Source organism: Streptomyces sp. AM25 (assembly GCF_058146165.1).
In genome coordinates, this window is the sequence record NZ_JBKIWN010000004.1 from 141846 (window position 1) to 162166 (window position 20321).

Sequence of the window (20321 nt, forward strand, 5' to 3'; positions counted from 1 at the left end):
GAGATAGGGACGTGGGTTGGCCAACTCTGCCCGCAAGAAGGTGAAGGACCCCGAGGGCCGGATGCCCCTCGTGGAGCACCTGCGCGAGCTGCGCAATCGGCTCGCGAAGTCCGTGGTCGCCATTGTCGTGGTGGCCGTGGTGGCGGCCTTCTACTACAAGGACATCATCGAGGTCTTCAAGCATCCGATCCAGCAGGCGATCGGCTGCCAGGTCTCCTTCTCCGAGCTGTCGCAGAAGGACGCCACCAAGACCTGCGGCAACATCACCATGTCGGGCCTCGTCGGGCCCTTCACCCTCATGGTGAAGGTCTCGCTGGTCTCCGGCCTGGTGCTGTCCAGCCCGGTCTGGCTGTACCAGCTGTGGGCGTTCCTGGCGCCCGGGCTGCACAGGAGCGAGAAGAAGTACGCGCTGGGCTTCGTCGCCGCCGGCGTCCCGCTCTTCGGGGCCGGCGCCTACTTCGCGTACTGGGCCCTGCCCGCGGCCGCGAAGGTCCTCATCGACTTCACGCCGCAGGGCGTCACCAACCTGCTGCCGCTCGACGAGCTCATCGACCTCGTCACGCGCCTGGTGGTCGTCTTCGGCCTCTCCTTCGAGCTGCCGCTGCTGCTGATGATGCTCAACTTCGGCGGCATCCTCTCCGGCCGCCGGATGCTCGGCTGGTGGCGGCCCATGGTCATGGGCGTCACGGTCTTCGCCGCCGTGGCCACGCCGACCGTGGACCCGTTCTCGATGTTCCTGCTGGCCGGCCCGATCATCGTGCTCTACTTCATCGCCGTCGGCATCGCGCTGGTCAACGACAGGCGCAAGCAGAAGGCGAACCCGGACCGCGACCTGGACGACGACGAGGCGGCCCCGCTGGACCTCACCCCGCAGTCCATCGGCGACAGCGAGCCGCTGCCCGCCCTGCCGGAGCAGCCGTCCGCCGACGGCGCGCACTCCACCGGCCGGTCCGGGTACGACGACGTGACCTGACCCGACCCGGATGCCCTGCCGAGGGGCGGTCGCCGATGCCGGCGACCGCCCCTCCGCCGTTGTCCGAACTGGTGCGGCCGCCCGGTGACCAGCCGGTAGGGTCCCCGCGTGACCAGCGACATCACGCTCTTCGTCAACCCCTCCGCGGGCCGCGGCCGCGGCGCCCGCGCCGCCCGGCCCGCGGCCGCGGTGCTCCGCGGCGCCGGGTTCCACGTCCGTACCGTCGTCGGCACCGACGCCCCCGACGCGCTGCGCCGCGCGCGGGAGGCGGTCGCGGGCGGGACGGGCGCGCTGATCGCCGTCGGCGGCGACGGCATGGTCTCGCTCGCGCTCCAGGCCGTGGCCGGCACCCTCACGCCGCTCGGTGTGGTCGCCGTCGGCACCGGCAACGACTTCGCCCGTGCCAACCGGCTGCCCGTGCGCGCCCCGGCGGCGGCCGGCCGGGCCGTCGCCCGCTCCCTCAAGGAGGACGGCGGCCGGGCCGTCGATCTCGGACTGGCCGGCGGCACCTGGTTCGGCACCGTCCTGGCCTCCGGCTTCGACTCCCGCGTCAACGACCGCGGCAACCGGCTGCGTTTCCCCACCGGGCGGCTGCGCTACAACGCCGCGATGATCGCCGAACTCGCCGCCCTGCGGCCCATCCCGTACCGGATCCGCCTCGACGACGGTCCCGAGCAGCAGTTGGAGGCGACCCTCGTCGCCGTCGGCAACGCCGGCTCCTACGGCGGCGGCATGCGCATCTGCGGCAGCGCCCGCCTCGACGACGGGCTCTTCGACATCACCGTCGTCGGCCCCTGCAGCCGCTCCACCCTCCTCGCCGTCTTCCCCCGTGTCTACCGCGGCACCCACCTCGGCCATCCCACGGTCACCGTCCACCGGGCCACCAGGGTGACCCTGGAGGCGGACGGGATCACCGGCTACGCCGACGGCGAACCGCTGGGCCCGCTGCCGCTCACCGCGGAGACGGTGCCGGGCGCTGTGCGCCTGCTGGGAGCCGCACAGTCGGTTCGCGCAGCCGGTTAAAGATCAGGTGCCTGTCATACGTGCCCGGTAGGCTCGTATCCAAGATGACCGACGACATGCCCCCTGCTGAGCGCTACGCCCTGGCCAGGCAGCGCGCCGCCGAGCAGGCCACCGCGCTTGCCCCCTTCCGCGAGATGTACGACTTCGAGCTGGACCCCTTCCAGATCGAGGCGTGCAAGGCCCTGGAGGCCGGAAAGGGCGTGCTGGTCGCGGCCCCGACCGGCTCGGGCAAGACCATCGTGGGCGAGTTCGCCGTCCACCTGGCCCTCACCCAGGGCCGCAAGTGCTTCTACACCACGCCCATCAAGGCGCTGTCGAACCAGAAGTACAGCGACCTCGTCAAACGCTACGGCGCCGCCAAGGTCGGCCTGCTCACCGGCGACAACAGCGTCAACGCCGACGCCCCGGTGGTCGTGATGACCACCGAGGTGCTGCGCAACATGCTCTACGCCGGCTCGACGGAGCTGATCGGCCTCGGCTACGTGGTCATGGACGAGGTGCACTACCTCTCCGACCGCTTCCGCGGCGCCGTCTGGGAGGAGGTCATCATCCACCTCCCGGAGTCGGTGACCCTGGTCTCCCTCTCGGCCACCGTCTCCAACGCCGAGGAGTTCGGCGACTGGCTCGACACCGTCCGCGGCGACACCGAGGTGATCGTCTCCGAGCACCGGCCCGTCCCGCTGTGGCAGCACGTGCTGGCCGGGCGGCGGATGTACGACCTCTTCGAGGAGAAGGAGAACCGCGCCGGCGCCCCCGGCACGGGCCGCCGCGAGGTCAACCCCGATCTGGTGCGCCTGGCCCGCATGGAGAACAGCCGCCCCATGGGCGGCCGCGACCGCCGCCGCGGCAACCTGCGCGAGGCCGACCGCGAGCGCGACCGCCGCCAGCGCAGCAGGATCTGGACGCCCAGCCGGGTCGAGGTCATCGAACGGCTCGACGCCGAGGGCCTGTTGCCCGCCATCACCTTCATCTTCAGCCGGGCCGGCTGCGAGGCCGCCGTCCAGCAATGCCTCTACGCGGGCCTGCGGCTCAACGACGACGCGGCGCGCGCCCGGGTCCGCGAGATCGTGGAGGAGCGCTGCGCCGCCATCCCCGACGAGGACCTGCACGTCCTGGGCTACTTCGAGTGGCTGGAGGGCCTGGAGCGGGGCATCGCCGCGCACCACGCGGGCATGCTGCCGACCTTCAAGGAGGTCGTGGAGGAGCTCTTCGTCAAGGGCCTGGTCAAGGCGGTCTTCGCCACCGAGACGCTGGCGCTGGGCATCAACATGCCCGCCCGCTCGGTGGTGTTGGAGAAGCTCGTCAAGTGGAACGGCGAGCAGCACGCCGACATCACCCCCGGCGAGTACACCCAGCTGACCGGCCGCGCCGGGCGGCGCGGCATCGACGTCGAGGGCCACGCGGTCGTGCTGTGGCAGCGCGCCATGGACCCGGCCGCCCTCGCGGGCCTGGCCGGCACGCGCACGTACCCGCTGAGATCCAGCTTCAAGCCGTCCTACAACATGGCGGTCAACCTGGTCTCCCAGTTCGGGCGGCACCGCTCCCGCGAACTGCTGGAGACCTCCTTCGCCCAGTTCCAGGCCGACAAGTCGGTCGTCGGCATCTCGCGCCAGGTCCAGCGCAACGAGGAGGGCCTCGCCGGGTACCGCGAGGCCATCGACTGCCACCTCGGCGACTTCGAGGAGTACGCGCGGCTGCGCCGCGAGCTGAAGGACCGCGAGACCGAGCTGGCCAAGCAGGGCGCCGTGCAGCGGCGGGCCGCGGCCGCGGCCGCGCTGGAGCGGCTCAAGCCCGGGGACGTCATCCACGTGCCCACCGGCAAGTTCGCCGGCCTGGCGCTCGTGCTCGACCCCGGCACGGCCCCCGGCCGCACGGACCGGCACCGCGGCTTCGACCCCCACGAGGGGCCGCGCCCGCTGGTGCTCACCGCCGAGCGGCAGGTCAAGCGGCTGGCCCCGATCGACTTCCCGGTGCCGGTCGAGCCGCTGGAGCGGATGCGGATCCCCAAGTCCTTCAACCCGCGCAGCCCGCAGTCCCGGCGCGACCTCGCCTCCGCGCTCCGCACGAAGGCCGGGCACATCGAGCCGGAGCGGCACCGCAAGTCCCGCTCGGCCGCCGTGGACGACACCGAGATCTCGCGCCTGCGCGCCGCGATCCGGGCGCACCCCTGCCACGGCTGCGACGAGCGCGAGGACCACGCCCGCTGGGCCGAGCGCTATCACCGGCTGCTGCGCGACACGCGCCAGCTGGAGCGGCGTATCGAGGGCCGGACGAACACGATCGCCCGCACCTTCGACCGCATCTGCGCGCTCCTGACCGACCTCGGCTACCTGCACGGCGACGAGGTGACCGAGGACGGCCGCCGGCTGGCCCGCCTGTACGGCGAGCTGGACCTGCTGGCCTCGGAGTGCCTGCGCGACGGCGTCTGGGAGGGCCTCAAGCCGGCCGAACTGGCCGCGTGCGCCTCGGCGTTGGTCTACGAGGCCCGTGCCGCGGACGAGGCGATGGCCCCGAAGCTGCCGTCGGGCGCCGCGAAGGAGGCGCTCGCGGAGATGGTCCGCATCTGGGGCCGGCTGGACGCCCTGGAGGAACAGCACAAGATCAACCAGGCCGAGGGCGTCGGCCAGCGCGAGCCGGACCTCGGCTTCGCGTGGGCCGCGTACCGGTGGGCCTCCGGCCACGGGCTGGACGAGGTGCTGCGGGAGATCGAGATGCCGGCGGGGGACTTCGTGCGGTGGTCGAAGCAGCTGATCGATGTGCTGGGGCAGATTGCCGCGGCCTCGCCGGCGGGCAGTCCGGTTGCGCGGAACGCACGTAAGGCGGTTGACGGTCTGCTGCGGGGGGTCGTGGCGTACTCGTCGGTGGGGTGACCGGTCCTGGGGGCTTCGCCCCCAGGACCCCTGGTTCTGCGGCTGCGGGCCGGCTGTGGCCGGTCGCGCCCACGCGGCGGAGCCGCTGGGGGTACCTCCTGGGGGCACCCCCAGCGGTAGCTGGGGGAGGTAGCCGGGGGAGTAACGGCCCCGCGCCCCTATCGGGGCGCAACCAGCGGCGGGTCAGGGGCGGTTCCTCCTGCGCCGCGTCACCAAGTACGTCGCCGCAGACGCCAGCACCGCCGACAGTGCCGCGGTGCCCGCGATCACCGCCGCCAACTCGCCCAGCCCGACGCCCCCGCCGTCGTCCTCCTCGTCCGGCGCCGTCTCGCTCGTGCGGTCCACCGCGTCGTCGTAACTCGCGTGCGACGCGCAGAAGTCCCGGTTCCCCGGGTCCATGTCGGAGGTGACGGTCAGCTCCGCCGTGTCCACCGTCTCGTCGTCCTCCTTCAACTCCACCGGGTACGTGCCCGGTTCGACGTCGCAGAGGACCATGCCGGCCACCGTGGTGTAGAGCTCGCCGTCCTTGCCCGTGCGGAATCGTTTGTCCCGGAGCGTGAGCTTCTTCACGAACGCTTCCGACTCCACCGTCAGACTGCCGTGGTCCTGGCCGGTCGTCACCGTGAAGACCGTCTCCCGGCCGCGCTGGGCGGCACCCCCCTCGTGCTCCAGCGACGAGTCGCCGGATCCGGAGCCGGGGGAGGGCAGGGCGAGCGCGGCCGCGGCGGCCGCGGCCACGGCTGTCCGGGCAAGGTACATGCAGCGAGGATACGGGGCGTCAGGCCGCCGCCGGGCCCTCCTGTTCGGCCTCGACCTGCTGGTTCCACTCGCGCTTCGCCGCCTGCCAGCCGTCCTCGTCGTGGCCCCGGCGCCAGTAGCCGGAGATCGACAGCCGCTCGCGCGGCACCCCGCGCTCCATGCGCAGGTGGCGGCGCAACTCCTTCACGAAGCCGGCCTCGCCGTGGACGAAGGCGTGCACGTCGCCCGGCGGGAAGTCGAGCGAACGCACCGCCTCCACCAGGGCCTTGCCGACCGGTGCGCCGTCGCGGTGCAGCCAGGAGACCGCCACCCCGGCGGGCAGCCGCAGCTCCTGCCGCTCCCGCTCGTCGGCGACCTCGACGAAGGCGTGGACCACGGCGCCCTCCGGCATCCGCTCCAGTGCCGCGGCGATGGCCGGCAGTGCGCTCTCGTCGCCCGCGAGCAGGTGCCACTCGGCGGCCGGGTCGGGGGCGTAGGCGCCGCCGGGGCCCAGGAAGAGGATCTCCGTGCCCGGCTCGGCGCGGACGGCCCACGGTCCGGCGAGGCCCTCGTCGCCGTGGACGACGAAGTCGACCGTCAGCTCCTGCGCCGCGCGGTCGAAGGCGCGGACCGTGTACGTACGCGTCCGCGGCCACGCGTGGCGCGGCATGTCGCGGCGGATCGCCTCGATGTCGAACGGCTCCGGGTAGGCGACGCCCTCGACCGGGAAGAGCAGCTTCACATAATGGTCGGTGCACTCGCCGGCCTCGAAGCCGGCGAGGCCCTCGCCGCCCAGCACCACTCGGACCATGTGCGGGGACAGCCGCTCGGTGCGCACCACGCGGGCGCGGGTCACCTGCGGTTTATTGCGGACGGGACGCTCTGCCACGGTTGTCTCCCTGGGGCGCGGTGCACGATAAGTAAGGTCTGCCTAACTTAACAGCTCACCCGGCGAGGGTGGTGAGCAGCCGCTGCAAAGATCCGCCCAACCCCCAGCGCGCCGCGAGCACTTCCAGCTCCTCCGGATCGCGGGGCACGGCCGGCAGCGCGGCGTCGCACGGCGGCACCGGCACGTCGGAGGCGACCCGCACCACCGTGGGCGCCACCTCCAGGTACGGACGGGCCTCCAACAGCCGCCTGCGCTGCGCGGGCGTCAGCCGGGACGCCGGGTCCTCGGCGGCGGCCGTGATCCCCGCGAGGTCGCCGTACGCCGCCAGCAGCTTCGCGGCGGTCTTCTCGCCGATGCCCGGCACGCCCGGCAGCCCGTCGCTGGGGTCGCCGCGCAGCAGCGCCAGGTCCGCGTACCCCGGCCCGTCCACCCCGTACTTCTCGCGCAGCACCGCCTCGTCCACGATCTGCAGCGTGCCGACGCCCTTGACCGGGTACAGCACGCGCACGCCGCGCGCGTCGTCGACGAGCTGGTAGAGGTCGCGGTCGCCGGTGACGATGTCCACCGGGCCCTGCGCCCGGGCGGTCAGGGTGCCGATCACGTCGTCCGCCTCGTACCCCGCGGCGCCGATGCGGGCGATGCCGAGCGCGTCGAGCACCGCCTCGATCACCGGGACCTGCGGGGAGAGGGTGTCCGGCGTCTCCTCCGCGTCCGGCCCGCCCTCGACCTCCTCGGCCACCCGGTGCGCCTTGTACGAGGGGATCAGGTCCACCCGCCACTGCGGCCGCCAGTCGGCGTCCATGCAGGCCACCAGGTCGTCCGGCTGGTGGTCGGCGACGAGCCGGGCGATGAAGTCGAGCAGGCCGCGCACCGCGTTCACGGGCGTGCCGTCCGGGGCCTTCACCGACTCGGGCACCCCGAAGTAGGCGCGGAAGTACAGGGAGGCGGTGTCGAGGAGCATCAGGCGTCGCGTCACGAGTTCGATGATGCCGCATGCCACCGACATGTGAACTGGATCACTGTTCGGTTTGACCGGAATGAGCCGGGGCAGGCGCGGGCCCGTAGTACGCCCGGCCCGTCGGGGGAGGCCGGGTGAAGCGAGTTCGACCCGAGAGGTATATGTGTCCAGGCTGCAAGCCGAGCACTTGTTCAAGGTGTTCGGCAGACGACCCGAAGCCGCCGTGCCGCGGCTCAAGAGCGGCGCGAGCCGCGAGGAGCTGCGTGCGGAGGGCACCACGGCGGCGGTCATCGACGCCTCGTTCGAGGTCGAGGCCGGCCAGATCTTCGTGGTGATGGGACTCTCCGGCTCCGGCAAGTCCACGCTGCTGCGCATGCTCAACGGGCTGGAGGACCCCACCGCGGGCCGGGTGCTCTACGACGGACAGGACCTGACCGCCCTGTCCCCGCGCGAGCTGCGCGAGGTCCGCTCGCGGAACATCAGCATGGTCTTCCAGCACTTCGCCCTCTTCCCGCACCGCAGCGTGCTGGAGAACGCCGCCTACGGCCTCGAGGTGCGCGGCGTGCCCCGCGCGGAGCGCGAGGAGCGGGCCACCGAGGCGCTGCACCTGGCCGGGCTGAAGGGCTGGGAGAAGTCCTGGCCCGACGAGCTCTCCGGCGGCATGCAGCAGCGCGTGGGCCTCGCCCGCGCGCTGGCCACCGACGCCGACCTGCTGCTGATGGACGAGTCCTTCAGCGCCCTCGACCCGCTGATCCGCCGCGACATGCAGGATCAGCTGCTCGACCTGCAGAAGCGGCTCAAGAAGACGATCGTGTTCATCACCCACGACCTCAACGAGGCCATGCGCCTGGGCGACCGGATCGCCGTCATGCGCGACGGCCGCATCGTCCAGAACGGCACCGCCGAGGACATCCTCGTCCGGCCCGCCAACGACTACGTGGCCTCCTTCATCCAGGACGTCGACCGCTCCCGGGTCCTCACCGCGGGATCCATCATGGAGAAGGCCGCGGCCGTCCCGGACGGCGCCGCGACCGTCGGCGCCGAGGCGCCCGTCGCCGACCTGTTCGCCCCCTTCGCCTGCAACGGCGACCCGGTCGTCGTCACGGACGAGGCCGGCCGGCCCACCGGAGTGATCACCCGGGACCGCCTCATGGCGGCCCTGAGCGACCGGCCGGTGCAGCGCGCCGAGGAGGTGACCGCCGGTGCCTAGGATCCACCTCGGAAGCTGGGCCAAGACGGCCGTCGACTGGCTCCAGTCCCACCTCGGCGGCCTCTTCGACATCATCAGCACCGTCCTGAGCGGCATGTACGACGGCGTGGACGCGGTGCTCGGCGCCCCGAACGCGCTGATCATGGCCGGCATCCTCGCGGTCGTCGCCTGGTGGCTGCGCGGACTGCTCGCCGCCGTGCTGGCCTTCGTGGGCCTCGCGCTCATCGACTCCTTCGGGCTGTGGCACGAGGCGATGGCCACGCTGTCCCTCGTGCTCGTCGCGAGCGTCATCACCCTGCTGGCCGCCGTGCCGCTGGGTATCTGGGCGGCCCGCAACCGGCGGGTCAGCGGGGTGCTGCGCCCCGTCCTGGACGTCATGCAGACGATGCCGGCCTTCGTCTACCTGATCCCCGGCGTGATGTTCTTCTCCATCGGCACCGTGCCGGGCCTGATCGCGACGGTCGTCTTCTCCATGCCGCCGGGCGTGCGGATGACCGAGCTCGGCATCCGCCAGGTCGACGGCGAACTCGTCGAGGCGGCCAAGGCGTTCGGCACGCCGCCGCGCGACACCCTCACCCGGGTCCAGCTGCCGCTGGCGCTGCCCACCATCATGGCGGGCGTCAACCAGGTCATCATGCTGGCGCTGTCCATGGTCGTCATCGCCGGCATGGCGGGCGCGGGCGGCCTCGGCGAGGCCGTGTACGCGGCCGTCACCCAGGTCGACATCGGCCGCGGCGTGGAGAGCGGCCTCGCCGTCGTCGTCCTCGCCATGTACCTGGACCGGATGACGGGCGCCCTCAGCCGCCGGGTCTCGGCGCTGGGCCGCCGGGCCGCCGCGGCACAGAGCGCCGCGGGCCTCTCCCGGTACGCGAGCGTCCTGCGCTACCGGCCCGGCACGGCCGTGGCCACCGTGGGCGTCGTCGTCCTCGCGCTCGTCGCGGGCGGCATGCGGATCGCCGACGGCGACGGCGACCGGGACAACGTGGCCGCGGGCAAGAACGTCGGCCAGGGCAAGGCCGTGAAGCTCGGCTACTTCCCGTGGGACGAGGCCGTCGCCTCGACCTACCTGTGGCAGAACATCCTCGAGGACCGCGGCTACAAGCCGGACGTCAAGCAGCTCGACCCCGGACCGCTCTACACGGCCCTGGCCCAGGGCCAGATGGACGTGCAGTTCGACTCGTGGCTGCCCACGACGCACAAGCAGTACATGGACCGCTACGCCGACAAGCTCACCGACCTCGGCTCCTGGTACGGGCCGACCTCGCTGGAGCTGACCGTGCCCTCGTACGTCAAGGACGTCGACTCGCTGGCGGACCTGAAGGGCAAGGGCTCCGAGTTCGGCGGGAAGATCGTCGGCATCGAGGCCAGCGCCGGCATGATGGGCAAGCTCAACGACAAGGTGCTCAAGGAGTACGGCCTCGACGGCGAGTACAAGGTCGTCTCGTCCTCGACGGCCACGATGCTGGCCGACCTGGACCGGGCCATCAAGAAGAAGGAACCCGTCGTGACCACGCTGTGGTCGCCGCACTGGGCCTACGGCACCTACGACCTGAAGAAGCTCAAGGACCCCAAGGGCGCCTGGGGCGAGGGCGAGCAGATCCACGCGGTGGGCAAGAAGGACTTCGCCGAGGACTTCCCGAAGATCGCGGAGTGGATCAAGAACTTCAAGATGTCGGAGAAGGACCTGTCGTCCCTGGAAGCGGAGATCCAGAAGGGCGGCAAGGGCAAGGAGAAGGAGTCCGCACGGCGCTGGCTGGACGCACGGCCGGGGCTGGAGGACGAGATCGCGCCGGTGCACTAGCAGCGCGTGGTCGCGCCCTGAAGGGGCGGGGGGTCGCACAATGTGCGTCCCCCCGCGTGGGCGCGACGGGACGCCCCGTAAGGGGCGCGGGGAACTGCGCGATCAGCCCCCACCGGCCTGCAGTCGACGCACCGCCCCAGGGGTCCGGGGCGCAGCCCCGGGAACGTCGGCTGCAGGCGCGTCGTGGCTGATCGCGCAGTTCCCCGCGCCCCTTCCGGGGCGCATCATCACCCCATGACCACCTGCCGCGTCGTCTCCCTCGTCCCCTCCCTCACCGAGGCCGTCGCCGCCACCGCGCCCGGACTGCTCGTCGGTGCAACCGACTGGTGCGACCACCCCGCCGGCCTGGACGTCGCCCGCATCGGCGGCACCAAGAACCCCGACACGGCCCGCATCGCGGACCTCGCGCCCGACCTCGTCATCGCCAACGAGGAGGAGAACCGCGCCCCGGACCTGGCCGCCCTGCGGGCCGCCGGCATCCCGGTGCTCGTCACCGAGATCCGCACGCTGGAGCAGGCGTTCAGCGAGCTGGAACGCGTCCTGGTGGATGTATGCGGGCTGCCTCGCCCCGCCTGGCTCGACGCAGCCCGCACCGCCTGGCGCCAACTACCGCCCGCAGGGCCCCCGGTACGGGCCGTCGTGCCCGTGTGGCGCCGGCCCTGGATGGTGCTGGGCCGGGACACCTTCGCGGGCGATCTCCTCGCCCGTCTCGGCGTGGTCAACATCCTTGCCGGGCACGCCGAGCGCTACCCCCGCATCCCCCTGGACGAGCTCAACGCGTGCGGCGCGCAGTTGGTCGTCCTGCCCGACGAGCCCTACCGCTTCGCGCACGACGACGGCCCCGAGGCGTTCCCGGGGCTGCCGTCCGCGCTCGTCAGCGGGCGTCATCTCACGTGGTACGGACCGTCACTGACACGGGCGCCAGAGGTGCTGGGGCGGGCGCTGCGAGCAGCCGTCCGCTGACCAGTCCGGCCAGGGTGCGGGTCCCGGCCACCGCCCAGGCGGTCACCAGCAGCACGTACAGGGCGGCGGCCAGCCAGGTGAAGGCGTGCAGCCCGGTGTGGCGGCCCAGCGCGGCGGCGCCGGTGACGCAGGTGCCGACGGGGAAGGTGAACGCCCACCAGGTCATCGCGAAGCCCATGCCCTGCCGGAAGGCCCGTACCGTCATCGCCACGGAGAGCAGCAGCCACAGCAGGGCGAAGCCGATCACGGGGGCGCCGTAGAGCACGGCGAACGCGGCCGTGGCGGAGGCGTACCGGCCGCCCGCGGTGGCGTCGGCGAGGTTGTTGACGGCCGTCACGGACTGGCCCAGCGGGCCCAGCACCAGGAACAGCGCCGGGGTGAGCGCGACGGGCAGCGGGCCGTGGTGGACCAGCCGCGAGAAGACCAGCGGCAGGATGAGGAGCACGGTCAGCAGGCTCATGCCGAACAGCGCGTAGCAGCCCAGCGTCATCGCGTCCCGCCACTGTCCGGCCGGCAGGTGCGGCACGAGCGCGGGGCCCAGCGCGGCGGACACCATCGGGGCCACCACGGGCAGCAGCCACACCGGGGAGGCCTGGCCCGGCTCGATGCGGTGCCGGGTCACCATCAGGTACGGGACACCGGCCGCCGCGACCAGGCCGACGACCGTGCCGGCGGTCCACAGCACGGCGTCGGCGGCCACGGCCGCGTCCTGCCCGATCACCCCGGAGCCCACGGAGAGGGTGGCGCCGCCCACCGCGAGGAGGGCCATGGCCAGGCAGCCGTAGAAGGGGGCGACGGCCGGGTCGTCCAGGTGTCGGCGGGCCTGGTCGGAGTGGCGGGCCCAGTGCACGGCCCGCGCCCCGAGCAGCGTCAGCAGCATCAGTGCGGCCAGCGCCCACACGATTTCGTACGCGCCGCGCAGTCCGGGCGCGTGCAGGGGGAGGGCGGCGCCGGCCGCGGCGACGATCGCCGTGCCCATGACCGAGGCGTACCAGTTGGGGCCGAGGTGTCTCATGGGTCCACGATCTCCCCCCGGAACGGCTCCCACCAGGGCCGTTGCAGCTATGAGGGCATAAGCTGGGGTTATGGGCGAGGGAGACGGTCCGCAAGTGCCGCTGGCGCACCGGGTGCCCGACCTCGGGGCGCTGGAGCTGCTGCTCGCCGTGGCCCGGCTGGGCAGCCTGGGGCGGGCGGCGCGGGAACTGGGCATCACCCAGCCCGCCGCCAGCGGGCGCATCCGCAGCATGGAGCGGCTGCTCGGCGTGGCCCTCGTGGAGCGGTCGCCGCGCGGCTCGCGGCTGACGGACGCCGGGGTGCTCGTCACCGACTGGGCGCGGCGGGTCGTGGAGGCGGCCGAGGCCTTCGACGCGGGGGCGCAGGCGCTGCGGGGGCGCCGCGACTCGCGGCTGCGGGTGGCGGCGAGCATGACGATCGCCGAGTACCTGCTGCCCGGCTGGCTGGTCGCGCTGCGCGGGGAGCGGCCCGGTACGGCGGTGTCGCTGCTGGCCGGCAACTCGGCGGCGGTGGCGGAACGGCTGCTGGCGGGGGAGGCGGACCTGGGCTTCGTCGAGGGGCTCGACGTGCCGGCCGGGCTCGACGGGGCGACCGTGGGGCACGACCGGCTCGTGGTGGTGGCTCCGCCGGGGCACCCGTGGGCACGGCGCCGTTCCCCGCTGGACGCGGGGGAGTTGGCGGCCACGCCGCTGATCCTCCGCGAGCGGGGGTCCGGTACGCGGCAGGTGCTGGACGCGGCACTGGGCGGCGTGGCACCGCCGCTCCTGGAGCTGGCGTCCACCACGGCCGTGAAGTCGGCCGTGGTCAGCGGCGCGGGGCCGTCCGTGCTGAGCGAACTCGCGGTGCGGGACGAACTCGCGTCCGGGCGGCTGGTCGAGATCCACGTGGCGGGGCTCGCCCTGCGGCGGGCGTTGCGGGCGGTGTGGCCGCACGGGCACCGGCCGACGGGGCCGGCGCGTGACCTGCTGGGGTTGACGCGCCCGTCGTCTCCCGGGGCTGCGCCCCGGATCCCTTGAGCGCTCCGCGGGAAGCGCGGTGCGTCGGCTGCGGGTTCGTCGTGGCTGGTCGCGCCCACGCGGCGGAGCCGCATATATCACCGCCCCGCGCCCCTTCGGGGCGCGATCACGCAGGGCCTCATCCCTCCGCCGCCTCCACCACCCCCCGCACCAGCCCGTACTCGTCCCCCACCTCCGGGTGCCACTGCACCCCCACCGCGAAGCCGGCACCCGGCAGTTCAACCGCCTCCACCGTCCCGTCCTCCGCATGCGCCGACGCGACAAGCCCCCGGCCCAGCCGGGCCACCCCCTGGTGATGGTGCGTCGCCACCGCCGGGCCCTTCACCAACGTCGCCGTCCGGGTCCCCGGCACCACCGTGACCGCATGGTCCCTGAACGCGCCCACCACCGGGTTGTGCCCCTCGTGCCCCACCTCGTCCGGCAGGTGCTGGCACAGTGTGCCGCCCGCGTGGACGTTCATCAGCTGCATGCCGCGGCAGATGCCCAGCACCGGCACGCCCTGCTCCAACGCGGCCTCCAGCAGCGCCAGTTCCCAGCGGTCGCGTGCGGGCACCGGCGCACCCGCGCGCGGATGCGGCTGTTCCCCGTACAGCGCCGGGTCGAGATCCTCGCCGCCCGCGAGGACGAGCCCGTCCAGGCGACGCAGCAACGGGGCCGCCGCCGCGGGGTCGTCGGGCGGCAGCATGGCCACCAGGCCGCCCCCGCGCCGGACGTACTGCGGGTACGCATCCGGCAGCAGCGCCGCCGGGAGGTCCCACGCGACGCCCCAGCGGGCCCGGCACAGGTAGGTGGTGACGCCGATGAGAGGCTGAACGGGCATGTCTTTCCAGGTCCTTTCGCTATGTTCCGTCACTCGCGCGTCAGCTCCGCCTCGGCCGCCGCCAGGGCCGCGAACTCCTCCTCGGGCGCGTTCGCCACCAGGCGGTGGCGGCTGTAGAACCCGAAGTAGGCCGCCGCGACCGCGTAGACGCCCAGCGCGATGAAGGCCGCCGTCACGTCCACCAGGAACGTGGCCACCAGCGCCGAACAGGCCAGCAGGAAGGCCACCGTCGACGTCACCGTCCCGCCCGGGGTGCGGTACGGGCGGTGCAGCCCCGGTTCCCGGCGGCGCAGCACGATGTGGGAGAGCGACATCAGCGCGTACGAGATGGTGGCGCCGAAGACCGCGACGTTGAGCATGCGCGCCCCGTCCCCCGTCGCCGCGGCGAGGGCGAAGCCCAGGGTGCCCGGCACCAGCAGGCCGAGCCAGGGGGCCTTGCGGCGGCTGGTGAGGGAGAGGAAGCGGGGGAGGTAGCCGGCGCGGGAGAGGGCGAACAGCTGGCGCGAGCCGGCGTAGATGAGGGAGAAGAAGGAGGCCACCAGGCCTGCCAGACCGGCGTAGTTGACGATCCTGCTCAATGCCGTGGCGTGCCCGTCCGGCTGCAGCGCGGTCACCAGCGGGTTGCCCGCCTCCTTGATCGCGTCGGCCCCGCCCGCCCCGCCGGCGGCGACGAACGTGAGCAGGGCGAGGAGCAGCAGGATGCCCATGGACGTCGCCATCGCCTTCGGGAGCGTGCGCGCCGGGTCCTTCGTCTCCTCCGCGGCCAGCGGCACCCCCTCGACCCCGAGGAAGAACCACATGCCGAACGGGAAGGCCGCCCAGATGCCCAGCACCCCGAACGGCAGCCAGGACGAGGCCCCGAAGGCCGAGTGGTCGACGGGGATGTCGTCCAGCCGCCCCGCGTCGAAGTGCGTGAACGCCCCGGCGGCGAAGACCAGCAGCGCGGCGACCGCGATCCCGGTCACCACGAAGGAGAACCGCAGGGCCTCGCCCACGCCCCACAGGTGGATGCCTATGAAGACGGCGAAGCAGGCGAGATACACCGGCCACCCGGACGTGAGGCCGAACAGGTGCAGCGAGGCGACGTAGTCCCCGATGAAGATGGAGATGGCGGCGGGCGCCAGGACGTACTCGATGAGGATCGCGGTCCCGGTGAGGAAGCCGCCCCACGGGCCGAGCGCGCGCCGGGCGAAGCCGTAACCGCCGCCCGCCGTGGGCAGGATGGCGGCCAGTTCGGCGAGGGCGAAGACCATGCAGGTGTACATCAGGCCCATCAGGGCAGCGGCTGCGGCGAGTCCGCCGAACCCCCCGTGCGCCAGGCCGAAGTTCCAGCCGGAGTAGTCGCCGGAGACGACATAGGCCACGCCGAGGCCCGTGAGCAGCAGGGGGCCTGCGCTGCCCCGGCGCAAGGTGCGTTTCTCCAGGTACGCATCCTCGGGGGCGGGCGGACAGGCGGGCGCAGTGCGATCGGCCATGAGCCGCTCCTTCGGGCAATGGTTTTGCGCCATACCTTTGCCGGGTGGGCAGGAGAAAGGCAACCCCCGTGCGTCAATCCCGCGTAACTCCGGCCGTCACACCAGAAACCCCCGCAGCAGCGCCGCCGTGCCGCAGCAGTGCTCCCGCATCACCTCGCGCGCCCGGTCCGCCTCCCCGTCCAGCACCGCCTCCACCAGTGCGGCGTGCTGCCGCTGAGAGTGCTCCAGGTTCCGTACCAGCAGCGGAATGCAGTCCAGCAGGTCGTTGACGGTGGCGCGCACGGCAGCGTACTGCGCGGCCAGTGAGGGGGAACCCGACAGTTCGGCCAAGGTCAGGTGGAGCCGGGTGTCCAGGCGGCGGTAGTCGTGCAGGGGCGCGTCACGGGTGGCGGCCAGCGCCTCCTCCAGGCGGTGCGCCTGCGCCCCGGTCAGCCCGTGCGCCGCGCACAGCCCGGCCGCGCCCGTCTCCAGCACCTCGCGGAAGCGCAGCGTGTCCTCGACGTCCACCGCCGCGACCCGGCGCCGCAGTTCGGCCTCGCCGGAGGCCACGGGCCGGGCGAGCACGAACGTCCCGCCGTAGCGGCCGCGCCGGCTCTCCACCAGCCCCTGGTCGTGCAGCACCTTCAGCACCTCGCGCAGCGTCACCCGGCTGATGTGCAGCCGGTCCGCCAACTCCCGTTCCGCGGGAAGCCGTTCGCCCTGCGCGACCAGGCCCAGACGCAGGAGCTGGAGTATCTGCTGCAGGGCCTCCTCGAAGCCGTTGCCCGCACGGACCGGCCGCAGCACCGGCGCCAGCCGCTCCGCCGTATCCGCATTCTCGTTCATCGGCCCCCTTCCCAATCAATGGTCTACCGGCCTACCTTAAGACCTCCGGTCGCACCGCCGAAGGCCCGACAGGGAGGCACCACCGTGGCAGACCGCACACCCCCGCTCGCCGTCGACGAACTGCGCCGGCTCGTCGACGCCGGGGAGATCGACACCGTCGTCCTCGCCTTCACGGACATGCAAGGACGGCTCCAGGGAAAGCGGTTCGCCGCCCGGTTCTTCCTCGACGACGCCCTCGACCACGGCACGGAGGGCTGCAACTACCTCCTCGCGGTCGACACCGACATGAACACCGTCGACGGCTTCGCGATGTCGTCCTGGGAGCGCGGCTACGGCGACTTCGCCCTGCACGGCGACCTCGGCACCCTCCGCCGCACCCCCTGGAACCCCGGCACCGCCCTGCTCACCGCCGACCTCGCCTGGCACGACGGCTCGCCCGTCCTCGCCTCCCCGCGGCAGATCCTGCGCCGCCAGCTCGACCGGCTGGCCGAGCGCGGCTGGACCGCGTACGCGGGCACGGAGCTGGAGTTCATGGTCTTCCGGGACTCCTACGAGCAGGCGTGGAGCCGCGGTTACCGCGACATGACCCCCGCCAACCAGTACAACTGCGACTACTCCGTCCTCGGCACCGGCCGCATCGAGCCCCTGCTGCGCCGCATCCGCAACGAGATGGGCGCGGCCGGCATGACCGTCGAGTCCGCCAAGGGCGAGTGCAACCTCGGCCAGCACGAGATCGCCTTCCGCTACGCCGACGCCCTCACCACCTGCGACCAGCACGCCGTCTACAAGACCGGCGCCAAGGAGATCGCGGCCCAGGAGGGCATGGCGCTCACCTTCATGGCCAAGTACGACGAGCGCGAGGGCAATTCCTGCCACATCCACCTCTCGCTGCGCGACGAGGCCGGACACCCCGTCATGGCCGACGACAGCGGCCCGTACGGCATGTCCCCCGTCATGCGGCACTTCCTGGCCGGACAGCTCGCCGCGCTGCGGGACTTCACCCTGCTCTACGCCCCCAACATCAACTCCTACAAGCGCTTCCGCCCCGGCTCCTTCGCCCCCACGGCCGTGGCCTGGGGTCCCGACAACCGCACCTGCTCCCTGCGCGTCGTCGGCCGCGGGCACTCCCACCGCTTCGAGAACCGGCTGCCGGGCGGCGACGTGAACCCCTACCTCGCCGTCGCCGGCATGGTCGCGGCCGGGCTGTACGGCATCGAGCACGAGCTCGAACTGCCCGAGGTGTGCACGGGCAACGCGTACGCGGGCGACGCCGTGCACGTCCCCGCCACCCTGCGCGAGGCGGCCGAGCTGTGGGAGGCCAGCCCGATAGCCCGCGCCGCCTTCGGCGACGACGTGGTCGAGCACTACCGGCACATGGCCCGCGTCGAGCAGGAGGCGTACGACACCGCCGTCACGGACTGGGAGCGGTTCCGCTCCTTCGAACGCCTGTAAGGACACGCGATCTTGAACGATCAGCACGAGATCATCAACCCCGCCACCGAGGAACTGATCGCCACCGTCCGGGCGACGGCACCCGAGGACGTGGACGCCGCCGTCCGCCGCGCCGCCGCGGCACAGCGCGGCTGGGCGGCCCTCGCCCCCGGCGACCGCGCCCGCGCGCTGCGCCGCTTCGCCGCGGCCGTGGACGGCCACCTGGAGGAACTCGCCCTCCTGGAGGTCCGCGAGGCGGGCCACCCGGTCGGCAACGCCCGCTGGGAGGCGGGCAACGTCCGCGACCTGCTCGACTACGCGGCCGGGGGAGTGGAACGGCTCCTCGGCGCCCAGATCCCCGTGGCCGGCGGGCTGGACGTCACCTTCCACGAGCCGCTCGGCGTCGTCGCCGTCATCGCCCCCTGGAACTTCCCCATGCCCGTCGCCGCGTGGGGCTTCGCCCCCGCGCTGGCCGCCGGGAACGCCGTGCTCGTCAAGCCCGCCGAGACCACCCCGCTGACCGCCCTGCGGCTGGCCGAACTCGCCCTGGAGGCCGGGCTGCCCGAAGGGCTCCTCCAGGTCCTGCCCGGAGCCGGGCCGGTCACCGGCAACGCCCTGGTCGAGCACCCCGGCGTCGCCAAGGTCGTCTTCACCGGCTCCACCGCCGTCGGGCGGCAGATCATGGCCACGTGCGCGGCGGACGTCAAACGCGTCACCCTCGAACTCGGCGGGAAGAACCCGAACATTGTCTTCGCCGACGCCGACATCGAGCGCGCCGCGGCCGCCGCCCCCGGCTCGTTCCTCGACAACACCGGACAGGACTGCTGCGCCCGCAGCCGCATCCTCGTCCAGCGCTCCGTCTACGACCGCTTCATGGAGCTCCTGGAACCCGCGGTGCTGTCCTGGGTCACCGGCGACCCCGCCGACCCCGGCACGCAGATGGGCCCGCTCGTCTCCGCCGCGCACCGCGAGCGCGTCCGCTCGTACGTCCCCGAGACCGCGCACGCGGCCATCCGCGGCAACGCCCCGGCGGGCAAGGGGTATTGGTACCCGGCGACGGTGCTGGAGGGCCGCCCGGAGGACCGCGCCGCGGTCGAGGAGGTCTTCGGACCGGTGGCCGTCGTCATCCCCTTCGAGGACGAGGAGGAGGCGGTGCGGCTCGCCAACGCCACCGACTACGGGCTGTCCGGCTCGCTGTGGACGCGGGACGTCGCCCGCGCCCTGCGCGTCTCGCGGGCCGTCGCGGCGGGCAACCTCTCCGTCAACTCCCACAGCAGCGTGCGCTACTGGACGCCCTTCGGCGGCTTCAAACGCTCCGGCCTGGGCCGCGAGCTCGGGCCCGACGCCCTGTCCGCCTTCACGGAGACCAAGAACGTCTTCATCAGCACCGAGGGCTGAAATCCCCGGGGGGCACCCCCGGACCCCCGGCCGGCCCCGTGTTCGCCCGACCGTCATGCACCACCAGAGAGAGGCCAGAGTAATGACCGAGCCAACCCCCGTCTGCCGCCGCCTGGTGGGCCGCACGGCCGTCGTGACCGGAGCCGGCAGCGGCATCGGGCTGGCCACCGCGCGGCGGCTCGCCTCCGAGGGCGCGCACGTCGTCTGCGCCGACATCGACGAGACGGCGGGCAAGGCCGCCGCCGATGAGGTCGGCGGCCTGTTCGTCAAGGTCGACGTCACCAGCCCGGAGGAGGTCGAGGCGCTGTTCAAGACGGCCTTCGACACCTACGGTTCGGTCGACGTCGCCTTCAACAACGCCGGGATCTCCCCGCCCGACGACGACTCCATCCTCACCACCGGCCTCGACGCCTGGAAGCGCGTCCAGGAGGTCAACCTGACCTCCGTCTACCTCTGCTGCAAGGCCGCCCTGCCCTACATGCAGCGGCAGGGCCGGGGCTCCATCATCAACACCGCCTCCTTCGTGGCCGTCATGGGCGCCGCCACCTCGCAGATCAGCTACACCGCCTCCAAGGGCGGCGTGCTGGCCATGTCCCGCGAACTGGGCGTGCAGTTCGCCCGCGAGGGCATCCGCGTGAACGCGCTGTGCCCGGGTCCGGTGAACACCCCGCTGCTCAAGGAGCTGTTCGCCAAGGACCCGGAGCGGGCGGCGCGCCGGCTCGTGCACGTGCCCGTGGGCCGGTTCGCCGAGCCCGAGGAGATCGCGTCCGCCGTGGCCTTCCTCGCCAGCGACGACTCGTCGTTCGTCAACGCCGCCGAGTTCCTCGTGGACGGAGGCATCGCGGGCGCCTATGTGACCCCTGTGTAGGGTCCATGATCGAAGCCGGAACCGGCCGTCCGGTCGGTTCCGGTGTTCT

Annotated in this window: 17 protein-coding genes; 10 read left to right on the plus strand and 7 right to left on the minus strand. The window is 72.9% G+C overall.

The window, feature by feature from the left end; translation table 11 throughout:
• Positions 1-16 precede the first annotated feature (16 nt).
• The 3 genes from tatC (at position 17) to ACLHRZ_RS06785 (ending at position 4866) form a co-directional block, all read left to right on the plus strand.
• Entirely contained in the window at positions 17-973 is a 957-nt protein-coding gene (gene tatC, locus ACLHRZ_RS06775; RefSeq protein ID WP_490417348.1) for a twin-arginine translocase subunit TatC, read from the plus strand.
• A 108-nt stretch (positions 974-1081) separates the two neighbouring features.
• On the plus strand, positions 1082-1996 hold the full coding sequence (locus ACLHRZ_RS06780) for a diacylglycerol kinase (protein ID WP_490417349.1): 915 nt from the start codon (positions 1082-1084) through the stop codon (positions 1994-1996).
• Between the two features lie 44 nt (positions 1997-2040).
• Positions 2041-4866 carry a DEAD/DEAH box helicase gene (locus ACLHRZ_RS06785; RefSeq protein ID WP_490417350.1) on the plus strand — a complete coding sequence of 942 codons (2826 nt, stop codon included), beginning with the start codon at positions 2041-2043 and terminating at the stop codon, positions 4864-4866.
• 183 nt (positions 4867-5049) lie between these two features.
• Here the strand turns inward: ACLHRZ_RS06785 and ACLHRZ_RS06790 are convergent, their stop codons facing one another.
• The 3 genes from ACLHRZ_RS06790 to ACLHRZ_RS06800 are packed head-to-tail and all read right to left on the minus strand — an operon-like array spanning position 5050 to position 7454.
• On the minus strand, positions 5050-5625 hold the full coding sequence (locus ACLHRZ_RS06790; protein ID WP_490417351.1) for a hypothetical protein: 576 nt from the start codon (positions 5623-5625) through the stop codon (positions 5050-5052).
• Between the two features lie 19 nt (positions 5626-5644).
• Positions 5645-6493 carry a siderophore-interacting protein gene (locus ACLHRZ_RS06795; RefSeq protein WP_490417352.1) on the minus strand — a complete coding sequence of 283 codons (849 nt, stop codon included), beginning with the start codon at positions 6491-6493 and terminating at the stop codon, positions 5645-5647.
• A gap of 55 nt (positions 6494-6548) precedes the next feature.
• Positions 6549-7454, minus strand: coding sequence for a 5'-3' exonuclease (locus tag ACLHRZ_RS06800; protein WP_490417487.1), 906 nt, complete (start codon positions 7452-7454; stop codon positions 6549-6551).
• A gap of 160 nt (positions 7455-7614) precedes the next feature.
• On the opposite strand from ACLHRZ_RS06800, the gene ACLHRZ_RS06805 reads away from it, so the two are divergent.
• The 3 genes from ACLHRZ_RS06805 (at position 7615) to ACLHRZ_RS06815 (ending at position 11425) form a co-directional block, all read left to right on the plus strand.
• The gene (locus tag ACLHRZ_RS06805; protein WP_490417353.1) at positions 7615-8661 is read left to right on the plus strand and encodes a quaternary amine ABC transporter ATP-binding protein; all 1047 of its coding nucleotides are present in this window, start codon (positions 7615-7617) and stop codon (positions 8659-8661) included.
• Positions 8654-10462, plus strand: coding sequence for an ABC transporter permease/substrate binding protein (locus ACLHRZ_RS06810; protein ID WP_490417354.1), 1809 nt, complete (start codon positions 8654-8656; stop codon positions 10460-10462). The genes ACLHRZ_RS06805 and ACLHRZ_RS06810 overlap by 8 nt, the downstream gene beginning before the upstream one ends.
• A 234-nt stretch (positions 10463-10696) precedes the next feature.
• The gene (locus ACLHRZ_RS06815; protein ID WP_490417355.1) at positions 10697-11425 is read left to right on the plus strand and encodes a helical backbone metal receptor; all 729 of its coding nucleotides are present in this window, start codon (positions 10697-10699) and stop codon (positions 11423-11425) included.
• Here the strand turns inward: ACLHRZ_RS06815 and ACLHRZ_RS06820 are convergent.
• The gene (locus ACLHRZ_RS06820) at positions 11352-12440 is read right to left on the minus strand and encodes a TDT family transporter (RefSeq protein ID WP_490417356.1); all 1089 of its coding nucleotides are present in this window, start codon (positions 12438-12440) and stop codon (positions 11352-11354) included. The two genes, ACLHRZ_RS06815 and ACLHRZ_RS06820, sit on opposite strands and share 74 nt — an antisense overlap.
• Before the next feature lie 70 nt (positions 12441-12510).
• Here ACLHRZ_RS06820 and ACLHRZ_RS06825 point away from each other — a divergent pair, with 70 nt between their 5' ends.
• Positions 12511-13455 (plus strand): LysR family transcriptional regulator, encoded by a 945-nt coding sequence (locus ACLHRZ_RS06825; RefSeq protein ID WP_490417357.1) that lies wholly within the window; start codon positions 12511-12513, stop codon positions 13453-13455.
• Positions 13456-13573: 118 nt separating this feature from the next.
• Here the strand turns inward: ACLHRZ_RS06825 and ACLHRZ_RS06830 are convergent, their stop codons facing one another.
• From ACLHRZ_RS06830 to ACLHRZ_RS06840, 3 genes are all read right to left on the minus strand, one after another.
• Positions 13574-14275, minus strand: a complete 702-nt coding sequence (locus tag ACLHRZ_RS06830; RefSeq protein WP_490417358.1) for a gamma-glutamyl-gamma-aminobutyrate hydrolase family protein — start codon at positions 14273-14275, stop codon at positions 13574-13576.
• 29 nt (positions 14276-14304) lie between these two features.
• Positions 14305-15750, minus strand: coding sequence for an ethanolamine permease (gene eat / locus ACLHRZ_RS06835; RefSeq protein WP_490417359.1), 1446 nt, complete (start codon positions 15748-15750; stop codon positions 14305-14307).
• A 96-nt stretch (positions 15751-15846) separates the two neighbouring features.
• Positions 15847-16575 carry a FadR/GntR family transcriptional regulator gene (locus ACLHRZ_RS06840; protein ID WP_490417360.1) on the minus strand — a complete coding sequence of 243 codons (729 nt, stop codon included), beginning with the start codon at positions 16573-16575 and terminating at the stop codon, positions 15847-15849.
• Positions 16576-16659: 84 nt separating this feature from the next.
• Between ACLHRZ_RS06840 and ACLHRZ_RS06845 the strand changes: the two genes are divergently transcribed.
• The 3 genes from ACLHRZ_RS06845 to ACLHRZ_RS06855 all read left to right on the plus strand — a co-directional run bounded on the left by ACLHRZ_RS06845 (position 16660) and on the right by ACLHRZ_RS06855 (position 20272).
• Positions 16660-18027: a glutamine synthetase family protein gene (locus tag ACLHRZ_RS06845; protein ID WP_490417361.1), complete on the plus strand. Its 1368-nt coding sequence runs from the start codon at positions 16660-16662 to the stop codon at positions 18025-18027.
• 12 nt (positions 18028-18039) lie between these two features.
• Positions 18040-19404 carry an aldehyde dehydrogenase family protein gene (locus tag ACLHRZ_RS06850; protein WP_490417362.1) on the plus strand — a complete coding sequence of 455 codons (1365 nt, stop codon included), beginning with the start codon at positions 18040-18042 and terminating at the stop codon, positions 19402-19404.
• Positions 19405-19486: 82 nt separating this feature from the next.
• On the plus strand, positions 19487-20272 hold the full coding sequence (locus tag ACLHRZ_RS06855; RefSeq protein WP_490417363.1) for a 3-oxoacyl-ACP reductase: 786 nt from the start codon (positions 19487-19489) through the stop codon (positions 20270-20272).
• The last annotated feature ends 49 nt before the right edge of the window (positions 20273-20321 follow it).

Excerpts from the sequence above, each read along its gene's own strand:
- ACLHRZ_RS06785 (WP_490417350.1), top strand. The coding sequence starts at position 2,041 with ATGACCGACGACATGCCCCCTGCTGAGCGCTACGCCCTGGCCAGGCAG.
- ACLHRZ_RS06790 (WP_490417351.1), bottom strand. The coding sequence starts at position 5,625 with ATGTACCTTGCCCGGACAGCCGTGGCCGCGGCCGCCGCGGCCGCGCTC.
- ACLHRZ_RS06800 (WP_490417487.1), bottom strand. The coding sequence starts at position 7,454 with ATGCTCCTCGACACCGCCTCCCTGTACTTCCGCGCCTACTTCGGGGTG.
- ACLHRZ_RS06815 (WP_490417355.1), top strand. The coding sequence starts at position 10,697 with ATGACCACCTGCCGCGTCGTCTCCCTCGTCCCCTCCCTCACCGAGGCC.
- ACLHRZ_RS06820 (WP_490417356.1), bottom strand. The coding sequence starts at position 12,440 with ATGAGACACCTCGGCCCCAACTGGTACGCCTCGGTCATGGGCACGGCG.
- ACLHRZ_RS06825 (WP_490417357.1), top strand. The coding sequence starts at position 12,511 with ATGGGCGAGGGAGACGGTCCGCAAGTGCCGCTGGCGCACCGGGTGCCC.
- ACLHRZ_RS06830 (WP_490417358.1), bottom strand. The coding sequence starts at position 14,275 with ATGCCCGTTCAGCCTCTCATCGGCGTCACCACCTACCTGTGCCGGGCC.
- eat (WP_490417359.1), bottom strand. The coding sequence starts at position 15,750 with ATGGCCGATCGCACTGCGCCCGCCTGTCCGCCCGCCCCCGAGGATGCG.
- ACLHRZ_RS06840 (WP_490417360.1), bottom strand. The coding sequence starts at position 16,575 with ATGAACGAGAATGCGGATACGGCGGAGCGGCTGGCGCCGGTGCTGCGG.
- ACLHRZ_RS06855 (WP_490417363.1), top strand. The coding sequence starts at position 19,487 with ATGACCGAGCCAACCCCCGTCTGCCGCCGCCTGGTGGGCCGCACGGCC.